At 68.8% G+C, this 11,993-nt stretch carries 13 protein-coding genes; 5 read left to right on the forward strand and 8 right to left on the reverse strand.

The genetic code is table 11. The annotated features are described in order from the left end of the window. Positions 1-6 precede the first annotated feature (6 nt). Positions 7-999 (forward strand): formylglycine-generating enzyme family protein, encoded by a 993-nt coding sequence (locus tag ACW175_RS08545; protein WP_492104144.1) that lies wholly within the window; start codon positions 7-9, stop codon positions 997-999. A 51-nt stretch (positions 1,000-1,050) separates the two neighbouring features. On the opposite strand, the gene ACW175_RS08550 is transcribed toward ACW175_RS08545, so the two are convergent. Next, complete coding sequence (locus ACW175_RS08550; protein ID WP_492104145.1) at positions 1,051-1,467, reverse strand: DUF1330 domain-containing protein; 417 nt, start codon at positions 1,465-1,467, stop codon at positions 1,051-1,053. After that, a complete protein-coding gene (locus ACW175_RS08555; protein WP_492104146.1) occupies positions 1,464-2,384 on the reverse strand; it encodes a haloalkane dehalogenase in 921 nt (306 codons plus the stop codon). The genes ACW175_RS08550 and ACW175_RS08555 overlap by 4 nt, the downstream gene beginning before the upstream one ends. An 89-nt stretch (positions 2,385-2,473) precedes the next feature. Between ACW175_RS08555 and ACW175_RS08560 the strand changes: the two genes are divergently transcribed. The 3 genes from ACW175_RS08560 (at position 2,474) to egtB (ending at position 6,747) form a co-directional block, all read left to right on the forward strand. Then, positions 2,474-3,571 carry an MBL fold metallo-hydrolase gene (locus tag ACW175_RS08560; RefSeq protein WP_492104147.1) on the forward strand — a complete coding sequence of 366 codons (1,098 nt, stop codon included), beginning with the start codon at positions 2,474-2,476 and terminating at the stop codon, positions 3,569-3,571. A gap of 59 nt (positions 3,572-3,630) precedes the next feature. Continuing rightward, entirely contained in the window at positions 3,631-4,260 is a 630-nt protein-coding gene (locus ACW175_RS08565) for a TetR/AcrR family transcriptional regulator (protein WP_492104148.1), read from the forward strand. A 306-nt stretch (positions 4,261-4,566) separates the two neighbouring features. Then, on the forward strand, positions 4,567-6,747 hold the full coding sequence (gene egtB, locus ACW175_RS08570) for an ergothioneine biosynthesis protein EgtB (protein ID WP_492104149.1): 2,181 nt from the start codon (positions 4,567-4,569) through the stop codon (positions 6,745-6,747). Between the two features lie 115 nt (positions 6,748-6,862). Here the strand turns inward: egtB and ACW175_RS08575 are convergent, their stop codons facing one another. Both ACW175_RS08575 and ACW175_RS08580 read right to left on the reverse strand, forming a co-directional pair. Further along, entirely contained in the window at positions 6,863-7,069 is a 207-nt protein-coding gene (locus ACW175_RS08575; protein WP_492104150.1) for a con-10 family general stress protein, read from the reverse strand. 40 nt (positions 7,070-7,109) lie between these two features. Next, positions 7,110-7,241, reverse strand: coding sequence for a hypothetical protein (locus tag ACW175_RS08580; protein WP_143324361.1), 132 nt, complete (start codon positions 7,239-7,241; stop codon positions 7,110-7,112). Positions 7,242-7,359: 118 nt separating this feature from the next. Between ACW175_RS08580 and ACW175_RS08585 the strand changes: the two genes are divergently transcribed. Continuing rightward, positions 7,360-8,028: a DUF1345 domain-containing protein gene (locus ACW175_RS08585; RefSeq protein WP_492104151.1), complete on the forward strand. Its 669-nt coding sequence runs from the start codon at positions 7,360-7,362 to the stop codon at positions 8,026-8,028. Here the strand turns inward: ACW175_RS08585 and ACW175_RS08590 are convergent. The 4 genes from ACW175_RS08590 to ACW175_RS08605 all read right to left on the reverse strand — a co-directional run bounded on the left by ACW175_RS08590 (position 8,025) and on the right by ACW175_RS08605 (position 11,958). Next, positions 8,025-8,831 (reverse strand): EF-hand domain-containing protein, encoded by an 807-nt coding sequence (locus tag ACW175_RS08590; protein ID WP_492104152.1) that lies wholly within the window; start codon positions 8,829-8,831, stop codon positions 8,025-8,027. The genes ACW175_RS08585 and ACW175_RS08590 overlap by 4 nt on opposite strands. Before the next feature lie 126 nt (positions 8,832-8,957). Next, complete coding sequence (locus ACW175_RS08595) at positions 8,958-10,379, reverse strand: ATP-binding protein (protein ID WP_492104153.1); 1,422 nt, start codon at positions 10,377-10,379, stop codon at positions 8,958-8,960. Continuing rightward, the gene (locus ACW175_RS08600; protein ID WP_492104154.1) at positions 10,376-11,140 is read right to left on the reverse strand and encodes a response regulator; all 765 of its coding nucleotides are present in this window, start codon (positions 11,138-11,140) and stop codon (positions 10,376-10,378) included. Before ACW175_RS08600 ends, ACW175_RS08595 begins: the two co-directional genes overlap by 4 nt. 101 nt (positions 11,141-11,241) lie before the next feature. Next, a complete protein-coding gene (locus ACW175_RS08605; protein ID WP_492104155.1) occupies positions 11,242-11,958 on the reverse strand; it encodes an MBL fold metallo-hydrolase in 717 nt (238 codons plus the stop codon). Positions 11,959-11,993 lie beyond the last annotated feature (35 nt).

The raw sequence follows: 11,993 nt of genomic DNA on the forward strand, positions 1-11,993 counted from the left end.
TCGGGTTTGGCGCTTCTGGCGGTCCTGGCGCTGGCGGCGTGCAAGCCGGCGCCGAAGGCCTGCCTGACGGACCTGGCCATCGCCGATCCCGCGCACCGCACGGTCGGCATGGTCCGCATCGCGGGCGGCGAGTTCGCCATGGGCGCGGCGCCCCTGCGGCCGGAGGAGGGGCCTCCACGGACCGTGAAGGTCGCGCCGTTCTGGATCGACCGCACGGAAGTCACCAACGCCGCCTTCGCGCGGTTCGTCGCGGCCACGGGCTATCGCACCCTGGCCGAACGACCGCTCGATCCCGCGCGCTACGCCCAGTTGTCGGCGGCGCAGCGGCGTCCGGCCTCGCTCGTCTTCGTGGGGGCGAAGGGGGCGAGGTCGGACGATCCCTCGCAATGGTGGCGGGTGATCCCCGGCGCGGACTGGCGACATCCGGACGGTCCGCGCTCGAACATCCGCGGCCGCGAGGCCTGGCCGGTGGTCCACATCGCCTGGGAGGACGCCCTGGCCTACGCCAAGTGGCTGGGTCGCGACCTGCCGACCGAGGCCGAGTGGGAGTACGCAGCGCGCGGCGGCCTCGTAGGCAAGCGTTACGCCTGGGGGGACCAGCCGGCCGATCCCCAGCACCCGCGCGCCAACACCTGGCAGGGCGTCTTTCCTGTCCAGGACCTGGGCAGCGACGGCTACAAGGCGCGGGCCGCGCCGGTCGGCTGCTATCCGCCCAACGGCTATGGCCTCGTGGACATGGCCGGCAATGTCTGGGAATGGACCAAGGACTGGTTCAAGCCCGGCCTGGAGGTCGCCAGCATCATCGAGGCCGGCGGTCCGCCCGAGATCCGCGCCCTCGACCCCGGCGAGCCGAACACGCCCAAGCACGTGGTCAAGGGCGGCTCGTTCCTGTGCGCCGACGACTACTGCTTCCGCTACCGCCCGGCGGCCCGCACGCCCGGACCGCCCGACGGGGGGGCCTCGCACATCGGATTCCGGACGGTGTACCGCGGCTCTTAGCTTAACCGCGTGTCCGGGCGGCGAAACCGTTCACACTTCGCCTGATGCGCTTTAGACGCCCGGGGCCGGCTTGGTGCGGATGTTCAGCTGTCCGGCCAGGCCCGCCTTACGGTGGTGCTCGATGGCGTGCATTTCCGCGGACAGGGCCATTTTCTGGAAGGCGGCCAGGGACGGGTATTCGGCCAGGGCGACCGCGTCCCACATCTCCTCGACCTCGCCGATCATCAGGCCGGTAACCGGGCCGTTGTAGCGGATCTGGCCGCCGAGTTCCCTGACCAGCTTGGCGACCTCGACGCCGTAACGGTTATAGGCTTCACGACCGCTTAGGTCCGGTTCAGAGCCGTCCTCATACTCGGCCTTGTCGCGGAACTTCAGCAGATTGACCATCACGAACGGCCCGTCCTCGGGGGCGCCGAAGAACTCTTGGAATTGCTCGGGCGAGGGAAAGACCTGATTGACGACGTTCATTCGGCGATCTCCTTTTGCGCCAGGCTGGCGACCAGGCCATCGAGCAGGGCCGCGATTTCGCCGGGGCTGTCTTCCTGCACGAAGTGGCCGCCTTTCAGCGTCGTGTGAGCGACGGTCTTGGCGCCCGGCACGCGGGACTGGAACACCGCCTCGCCGCCGCGGGTGATCGCGTCGGCGTCGCTGAAGGCGGTAATGAACGGCTTGTCGAACGTCTCCAGCACCGCCCAGGCGGCCTTGTTCTCGGCCACCGAGGCGTGCTCCGGCGTGATCGGCACCAGGGCCGGAAAGATCCGCGCGCCTTCCTTGTAGGTTTCGTCGGGGAAGGGCGCGTCGTAGGCCGCGCGCTCCGCGTCGGACAGGTCGCGCGCCGTGCCGCCGTTCAGGATGAAGCCGATGGGCAATTCCGGAACGTTCTGGCTGAAGTTCAGCCAGGCTTCGAAGCCCTCGCTCTTGCCCGAGCCTACGGGCAGGCCGGTGTTGGAGACGACCACGGCCGAGAAGCGCTCCGGGAACGCCGCCACCAGGCGCAGGCCGATCAGGCCACCCCAGTCCTGGCAGAAGAGGACGATGTCCTTGAGGTCGTTCTGGACAAGCCAGTCGCTCATCCAGGCCACGTGCCGCTCATAGGTGTAGTCGGCGCGAGCGGCCGGCTTGTCCGAACGGCCGAAGCCGACGAGATCCGGCGCGATGGCCCGACGGCCGCGGGCCGACAGGTCGGCGATGACCTTGCGATACAGATAGGCCCACGAAGGCTCGCCGTGCATCAGCAGGATCGGCCGCTGATCCTTGAGGCCTTCGTCGACATGGTGGATGCGCAGGGCGGTCCCGTCGGCGTCCGCCACCGCCGTGTAGCGGGGGAGATAAGGCCAGTCGGCCAGGCCCTCGAACCGTTCGTCCGGCGTGCGCAACACGTCCATTTCGCTCTCCCTCGACACCGCTTGGCGGATTTCTATTGACACTATGAGTGCCATTATGGCGCTACTGGGTCAAGTTCTGGGAGGAACATATGCGCAAGGTCTGGATCGGGTTGGGCGCCGTGGCTGGCGTGGTCGCCATCGCCTTGGGTGTGGCGTGGCTGTTTCGTGCGCAGCTTGCCGAGGCGGGCATGCGGAAACTCTATGAGACGGCCCTGGCGACCGATCCGCTGGCCGAGCTGCCGGACGGCCTGCACGTCGGCCTCTGCGGCTCGGGCGCGCCGATGCCGGATCCGACGCGCGCGGGGCCCTGCGTGGCGGTGGTGGCGGGCCGGGACCTGTTCGTCGTCGACTCCGGCTCGGGCTCGACTCGCAACATGCTGCTGATGAACCTGCCTCCGCCCCGCCTGAGCGCGGCGTTCGTCACTCACTACCATTCCGACCATATCGCCGACCTGGGCGAGCTGATGCTGCAGCGCTGGGGCGGCGGAGCCGCGCACGCGCCGCTGCCGATCTACGGACCCCCGGGCCTCGACCAAGTCGTGAAGGGCTTCCAGGACGCCTACACCCTGGATCGTGGCTATCGCGTCGCCCACCACGGTGAAGCCGTCATGCCGCCCTCGGGCTTCGGCGCGGTCACGCACGTCTTCACCGCCGATCCGAACGGCCCCGACGTGCTGGTGCTCGAGAAGCCGGGCCTCAAGGTCTGGGCCTTCCCGGTCAAGCACGACCCGGTCCATCCCGCCGTCGCCTATCGCTTCGAATACAAGGGCCGCACCGCCGTGATCAGCGGCGACACCGGGCCGTCGGAGCGGCTGGTCAAGGCGGCCAAGGGCGTCGACCTATTGGTCCACGAAGGCCTGTCGCCGAACCTGGTGGCGATCCAGCAGGATGTCGCCGAGAAGGCCGGGCGCACGAACTACGCCCACATCTTCCACGACATCCTGGACTATCACACCGCGCCGGAGACGGTGGCCAGCGAGGCCAAGACGGCGGGGGTGAGGGAGGTGCTGTTCTACCACATCATCCCGCCGCTGCCGGTCCGTGCGCTGGAGGGGCCGTTCCTGGGGCGCTCGCGGGCGATCTTCGGCGGGCCGATGAAGGTGGGCCGCGACGGCGACTTCGCCAGCCTGCCGGCCGGCTCCACCGAGATCAAATGGTCCAACAGGCTCGACCTCCTGAAGCTTTGAGGTGGCCGTCGGCGCGCCACGGGTCTAAGCAGGGGCGATAGTTGGGAGAGCCCTGGGCCGTGAGTTCCGCCGCGCGCAATCTTCGTCCGGGAGTCGACGCCGCGCCCGAAGTCGCGATCGATGGCCGCCGCAAGCGCTCGCAAGACAGCCGCGCCCGCATCGTCCAGGCCATGTTGGAGCTGGTGCGCGAAGGCGGCGTCTCGCCGTCGGCCGAACTGGTCGCGGCCCGCGCCGATGTCGGCCTTCGCACGGTCTTCCGCCACTTCAAGGATCTGGACAGCCTGTATAGCGAGATGTCGGCGGTGATCACGACCGAGCTGATGGCTCTGGTCCACTCGCCGTTCAAGGGCGAGAGCTGGCGCGAGCGGGTGCTGGAGCTGGTCGAGCGCCGCGGCTGGGCGTACGAGAAGATCGCCCCGTTCAAGCGCGCATCCGAGGTTCACCGCCACCAGTCGCCGGCCTTGGCCGTCGACAACGCCAAGATGGTGGAGATCTCGCGCGACATCCTGCGCGCCCAGTTGCCGGCCGAACTGGCCAAGGACCGGATCCGGTTCGAGGCCATGGATCTGCTGTTGAGCTTCGACGCCTGGAGCCGGCTGCGCCGCGATCAGGACCTGTCGCCCAAACGCGCCACCGAGGTGCTGCAGGCCGTCCTAACTGGGCTGCTGGAGGCGCCGATCAACGCGTGAAGGGTGGAGAGGAAGCGCCGGTCGAGGCTGCTCAATTCCCCGACCGGCAGGTACGCCAGCCGTAAGGGGCGTGCTGGCGTCCTCCGTTTGCTAGACGTTGCAGCGAGCGTTTACCCTCCAGCTTGCTGTCGAAAAATTCGCCTCGTGCAGCTGTCGCGTTCAAGCTTGCGGACGGGCTGCTGCCATAGGCTGGCAGCAGGGCGAGACGCACCTGGTTGTAACCATGACTGGGAACACCGAAGTTCTCGGAACGTTGTCGTCGATCGGGGCCTTGGCCCAGCGCCGCTTTAGCTCGCAGGAGCCACCATGATCCCGGACGAACTGCCCGTGATGGACCTCGCCGACGCCTCGGCGGATGTCCTGACTGATCTCTATCGGCGGGTGCGCCGCCGCACGGAGGTCCTGGCCGCGCCGCTGTCGCCCGAGGACCAGTCGGCCCAGTCGATGCCGGACGCCAGCCCGACCAAGTGGCACCGGGGGCATACGACCTGGTTCTTCGAGACCTTCCTTCTGACGCCGTTCCTGCCCGGCTATGCGGTGCATGACCCGCGCTTCAACTACATCTTCAATTCGTACTACGAGGCGGTTGGCCCCAGGCAGCCAAGGCCTCAGCGCGGTCTGCTGACCCGGCCGTCCGCTCAAGAGGTCGGCGCCTATCGCGCCCACGTCGACGCGGCCATGGTCCGCCTGCTGGCCGGTCCGCTGACGACGGAGATCCGCGAGCGCCTCGAACTCGGCCTGAATCATGAGGAGCAGCATCAGGAGCTGATCCTGATGGACATCCTGCACCTGTTCGCTCAGTCGCCGCTGAATCCGGCCTACCAGCCCGGCGCCGCGACGCCGCGTCCGGATCCGGGGCCGCAGCGTTTCCACCGCTTCGCCGGCGGCCTGATCGAGATCGGCGCGCCTGGCAACGAAAACGGCGCGGCGGGCTTTGCGTTCGACAACGAGCGGCCGCGGCACAAGACCTATGTCGCGCCGTTCCGCCTGTCCGATCGCCTGGTGACCAATGGCGAGTGGCTGGCCTTCATCGAGGCCGGCGGTTACGGCCGCGCCGACCTGTGGCTCTCCGAGGGCTGGGCCAAGGTCAACGAGGAGGGCTGGGAGGCCCCCGGTTATTGGCGACGCGACGAGAGCGGGGCCTGGACCACCATGACCCTGCGCGGCCGCCATCCGGTCGACCCCAACGTTCCCGTCGTCCATGTCAGCTATTACGAGGCGGCCGCCTACGCCGCCTGGGCTGGCCGTCGCCTGCCGACCGAGGCCGAGTGGGAAGCCGCGGCGACGGCCACCGGCGCCCCGTCGACCCTTCGCCAGTTGTGCGGCGCGGCCTGGCAGTGGACCGCTAGCGCCTACAGCGCCTATCCGGGCTTCAAGCCGAGCCCGGGCGCGCTGGGCGAGTACAACGGCAAGTTCATGGTCAGCCAGATGGTGCTGCGCGGCGGCTGCGAGGCCACCCCGCCCGGCCATTCGCGCGCGACCTACCGCAATTTCTTCCACCCCGGCAGTCGCTGGATGTTCGGCGGCGTGCGCCTGGCCGATGACGACCGCCTGGTCGAGGTCAAGCCGGGCGACCGTTTCCTGGACGAGGTCGTCGGCGGCCTGTCGGCCACGCCCAAGACCCTGTCGGCCAAATACTTCTACGACGCCGAGGGCTCGCGCCTGTTCGAGGCGATCTGCGAGCTGCCCGAATACTACCTGACCCGCACCGAGACGGCGCTGCTGCGCCAGATCGCGCCGGAACTGGCGGCCCGCATCCCCGACGGCGCGGTGCTGGTCGAGTTCGGCAGTGGGGCCAGCACCAAGACCCGCATCGTGCTGGACGCCGCGCCCCAGATCGCCGTCTACGCGCCCATCGACATCAGCCCTTCCGCCCTGGACGAAGCCGCGGCCAGCCTGCGCCAGGACTATCCGAACCTCGCGGTCGCTCCGCTGGTCGAAGACTTCACCAAGGCCATCCAACTGCCGGACGGCGCCAAGGGCCACACGCCCGTCGGCTTCTTCCCCGGCTCGACGATCGGCAACTTCGCGCCCGACGAGGCCGAGGCGCTGCTGCGACGGGCCCGGGCGTTGCTGGGCGAGGGCTCGCTGTTCATCGTCGGAGCCGATGTCGCCAAGGACCCCGGGGTGCTGATCCCGGCCTATGACGACGCTCAGGGCGTGACGGCGGCGTTCAACCGCAATGTCCTGGTCCACATCAATCGCGAGCTTGGCGGCAACTTCGATCCGGCCGCCTTCGCTCACAAGGCGGTGTGGAATGCGGACGAGAGCCGTATCGAGATGCATCTGGAGAGCACGCGCGACCAAATCGTCATGGTCGGCGACTACGGCTTTCGGTTTGCCGCCGGCGAGACCATCCACACCGAGAATTCATACAAGTACCCGTCCGAGGCCTTCGAGGGCATCGCCCGCCGCGCCGGCTGGACCGTGGCCCAGCGTTGGATCAGCGAGGACCCGACCTTCGCGGTTTACGCGCTAACCGCCTGACCTGAATGGACGACGATGCGCCGGTTCCGAAAACTTGGAGCCGGAGCTATCTGAATACCAAAACGCGCCGGTTCCAAAAGGGACCGGCGCGTCAAGGTCGTGGATGGGTCGGCTTCTAAAGCGCGCGCTCGCCTGGGCGAGCGCCGCGCGAGGAAGAGCCGCCTTTTCGGCCGGCGTTGGCCGCCAGATCACGGTCCTTGGCGAAGCTGCGCTTTTCACTGGGCACGCTAGCTCCGCCCTTCCTGGCGATCTCACGGCGGCGTTCCGGGTCCATGGCGGCGAAACCGCGACGGCCGCGGGGACGTTCGCTATCGGTGTCCATGTGGGGCTCCTAGTCTGGTCACAGGCGGTACGAATAAGGATCAGGCGTCATAGGGACGGTCGTCCCCTGGATCGACCGGCGGCGAGGTGGGGGGCTCCTCGACGGGGACGACCCCCGGCTCGTACTCGGGCGGTTTAGGCTCGGGCGGGGGCGGGGAGTCTGGGTCGGTCACTGGCGTCGTCTCCTGCGCGTTCCGGTAAAGTAACCAGCGAAGAGGCTTTCGGTTCACCGTGAGTTCGCACTAATTACGCCGCACAGGGACAAGCGCCCGTTTGAGGAGTCGTCGGAGAATGCCTCGCAAGACCAAACACATGGTCGGTCGGGCCGCGTCGCACTGGCGTCTAGCCGTCGCGCAGGGCGCCGGAATCGCTGTGTGGCTGGCGGCGAAATATTTGGGCGCGCCGCATGCCGCGCACCTTCTTCTGGGCTGGGACGCCGCCGCCGCTGTCTATCTGCTGACGACCTGGACGCTTTTTCTGAAGGCCGATGAGGCCAAGGTGCGCTCGCGCGCCGCCCAGGAGGACGAGGGCGTGCCTGTCCTGCTGCTGATCGTCCTGGCCGCCATCGCCGCCAGCCTGTGGGCGGTGGTCGACGCCATGATCTCGGCCAAGCACGCGTCGGGCGATACGAAGGCCTTCGTGACCGCGTGCGCCGGCGTGACCTTGGTGCTATCGTGGCTGGTGCTGCAGTCGGCCTTCGTCCTGCACTACGCCCACCGCAATTTCGGCGACGGCTCCGGCAAGCCGGGCATCGAGTTCCCGGGCGAGCAACCGACAGGCTACATGGACTTCGCCTATCTGGCCTTCAGCGTCGGCGCGACCTTCCAGGTGTCGGACAACAGCATCCTGACCTCGAAGCTACGCAAGCTGGTGACAGCCCACGCGGCGGCCGCCTATTTCTACAACACCGCCATCCTGGCCCTGGGGATCAACATCATCGCCAGCCTGGTCGGTAGCTAGCCGCGACGACCGCCGCCGCCGCCCGGGCCGCCTCGCCTTCCCCCGCCGTGGCCGCCCATCTTGCCCTTGCCGCCGCCCGGGCCCGCGCCCGCGCGCAGGCCGCCCTGGACCGGCGTCTTGGGAAGCTCGGCCAGCGTCAGCAGGCCATCCTTGTTGGTGTCGAGAAGGGCAAAGCGCGTCCTCGCCGCCTTGGCGGCCTCGTCCTTGCTGATACGGCGATCGAAATTGCCGTCGGCGGCCATGACCGGCTCGGGCTCGGCGATCAGGCCAAACAGCGAGGCGCCCTGCAGGACATTGGTGCGCTGCTGACGTTGGCGGTGGCTGGGCGACATATCGTCGTCGCTCGGACCGTCCTGCTGGCCCTCGGTCACGCCCAGGCCGCGTGGGCCGCGCCGCATCGCGCCGGGAGCCGCGCCGCCGATGATCTCGGGGGCGATGCGCTGCTCGTAGGCCGCCACCTCGAAGCCGTCGATGACGCCATTGTGGTCGGCGTCGACCACGCCGAAGAAGCGCAAGGAGTCGGCCACGAACTCATCGCGCGACAGGGCGCCGTCGTGATTGGCGTCGGCGCCGGCGAACCAGTCGGCGACGGGGTAGGGCGCGCCGGGCGGGGCGCGGAACGGCTCGCCGGCCGGGCTGATGAACAGCTGCGGGCCGGCCATCTGCGCGCCGCCGCCTTCGCCGAGCGGACCACCGCGTCCGCCAGGACGGCGATGGCTCTCGGGCCCTTCCGGCGGCGCGCTGGCGCAGGCGGCCAAGGTGGCGGCGAGGACGGCGGTCAGGCCAAGCGAGCGAAAGATCATCCGGTAAGTCTCCATCCAGCCAAGCTTTGAAACCGGTTGGGATGTCCCTGTGATGTCAGGCGCGCGCTCGGCCTTGCGCCGCCGCAACAAAGCCGTCCGTTTCCGCCGCAATCTTGGCGGCCAGTCCTAGGCCGGGATCCTTACGCTGGCCCGCAGGCCGCCGCCCGGGCGGTTGGCCAGGATCACATCGCCGCCGTGAGCGCGGGCCAGCGAGCGTACGACCGCCAGGCCCAGGCCGTTGCCGCCCGTCTCGCGATTGCGCGAGGGCTCGCCGCGATAGAAGGGTTCGAACACCCGCTCCAGCTCGCTGGCGGGGATGCCGGGGCCATCGTCGTCGACCTCGATGATCGCCATGTGGTCCTCGGCATAGACCCGGCCTCGGGCTCGCACGCCATATTTAAGGGCGTTCTCGACCAGATTGGCGACCAGGCGCTTGAGAGCCACCGGGTCGCCCTCGATCACCGTTTTCTCGGTTCGCTCGACGATGGCGTCGCCGCCCGTCTCGGCGGCCTCGTCGATCACGCTCTCGACCAGGGAGGAGAGCTCCAGCTTGGTGCGCTCGGCCGGGCGCTGGGTGTCGCGCACGAAGCCGAGGGTGGCGGCGATCATCGCCTCCATCTGGTCGATATCGGCGGCCAACTTGGGGCGGATGTCGTCGGGCACGGCCTCGATGCGGAACTTCAGGCGGGTCAGGGGCGTGCGCAGGTCGTGGGCGATGGCGCCTACCATGGCCGTGCGGTCCTCGACATAGCGCCGCAGGCGCTCTTGCATCATGTTGAAGGCCTTGGCGGCGGCGACCACCTCGCCCGAGCCGGAGATGCTCAGCGGCGGGGTGCGCGGGTCCTTGCCCAAGCGCTCGGCGGCGTCGGCGAAGGCGGTGATCGGCTGGGCCAGACGGCGGGCGAACAGCCAGGCCAGCGGCGTGACGGCGATCACCGACAGCAGGAGGATCAGCAGCACGCGCTGCTGCCAGTTGTCGAAGCGGAAGGTGGGCTTGGGTTCGACCACCAGCCAGCGGCCATCGCTCTGGCGCACGCCCAGCTTGAAGTCGCCGAAGATCAGCGGCTCGTCGACGCCCTTGCCGCGCGCGCCAGGCGGACCGCCGGGAACTCCGGGGCCGCCGCCCTCGCGGGCGAACGGCTCGCGGGCGCTGGGGCCTCGAGGCGGCGCATCGGGCTTGGGCGGCGTCACCGGCGTGCGGCGCACGAAGAAGCGTGGGCCGTTGTCGATCTGCAGCTCGATGCGGTTGACCGGCACGTCGACCGCGCGGCTGATATCGGTCTTGAAGTCGATACGACGCGGGGTGTCCTGACCCATGGGGTGCAGGGTGACGCGCTGCTTGACGACCAGCAGGCGACCGTCGCGCGGCTGCACGGGTTGACCGGTCTTCAGGGCGCGGGCGATCTCGCTGGACCGATAGAACTCGGGCGGCGGCGGCGGCAGGGTGAAGATAACCGCGATCGCGATCAGCTGGGCCGCCACCAGGGTAACGATCACCAGCCCCAGGGCCTGGACGAACAGCGGCGCGCCGCGCCGGAAAAGGGTCATGGGGTGCGGACGACCTTGGCGGTGAACATGTAGCCTTCGCTGCGGATCGTGCGGATCAGCTCGCTGCCGCCGCCGTCGTCCAGCTTGCGGCGAAGCCGGCTGATCTGGACGTCGATGGCCCGGTCATAGGCGTCGCTGTCACGGCCTCGGGCCAGGTCCAGCAGCTGGTCGCGGGTCAGGACCCGCTGAGGCCGCTCGACGAAGGCGCGCAGAAGCGAGAACTCGCCGCTGGAAAGATTCACCACCACCGACTGTGGCGAGCGCAGTTCGCGGCGGACGAGGTCCAGACGCCAGCCGGCGAACTCGCAGGCCGCGCCCATGGCGTCGTCGACGGCGCGCGGCTCCTGCCGGCGACGCAGCACGGCGCGAACGCGGGCCAGCAGCTCGCGCGGATTGCAGGGCTTGGGCAGGTAGTCGTCGGCCCCGAGCTCCAGGCCGACGATGCGGTCGGTGTCCTCGCCCATGGCCGAGAGCATGATGATCGCCGGGCCGTCATTGGTCGACGATAGGCGGCGGCAGATAGCCAGACCGTCCTCGCCGGGCAGCATGATGTCCAGGACGATCAGGTCGATCGGACCGCGCGCCAGGACCTGCTCCATGGTGCGGGCGTCCTGGGCCGTCTCGACGGCGTAGCCGTGACGGCTGAGAAAATCGGAGACGACGTCACGGATGCCGGGATCGTCGTCGACGATGAGGATGCGCGGAGCCGCACCACGCTGGGCGTCGGCGTCGCTCTGGGCGGTGCTTTGGACGTTTTCCATGAGAGTTCCCTGTCACGCCCCCGTCACGCCTAGATTTCACGCCTGAAACAGCGGCGGAAACGGTCTTGCGATCCAGTGTCGCACGGGCGGCGCGTCTTTCCTCAGCCTGGCGAGTGGTTTTTCGGCGCCTGATAGGCCGGGCCTTGCGCTTCCATCGCCGCCACCACGCGATCGCCCACGAACGGGTTGTTGCGCCGCTCGGCCCCGAAGGTCGACATCGGCCCGTGGCCGGGCACGAACCGCACGTCCTCGCCCAATGGCCACAGCTTTTGGGTGATCGCGTCGATCAGGTCCTGATGGTTGCCCCGCGGGAAGTCGGTGCGGCCGATCGAGCCCTGGAACAGCACGTCGCCGACCTGGGCGAATTTGGTCTCGCGATGGAAGAACACGACGTGGCCGGGCGTGTGGCCGGGGCAGTGGAAGACCTCGAACGCCGTCTCGCCAAGGGTGACGGTGTCGCCGTCGTTCAGCCAGCGGTCCGTGACGAAGATCCGGGCCTCGGGCATGCCGTACATTTCACCGGACTGCTGGATTTGGTCGATCCAGAACTGGTCGTCCTCGTGCGGGCCCTCGATCGGGACGCCGGTGCGGGCCTTCAGTTCGGCCGCGCCGCCGGCATGGTCCATGTGGCCGTGAGTGATCCAGATCTTCTCCAGCGTCAGGCCCTTGTCGGCGATGGCCTTGAGCAGGCGGTCGACCTCGCCGCCCGGATCGATCACGGCGGCCTTCATCGTCTTCGTGCACCAGACGATCGTGCAGTTCTGCTGCAGCGGCGTGACCGGGGCGATCACGGCGGCGATGGGCATGCCTTGGGTCATCGAGGCGACCTCCAAAAGAAAAGGGCGGGAGCCGA

The organism is Caulobacter sp. FV1ye6ST, assembly GCF_058681225.1.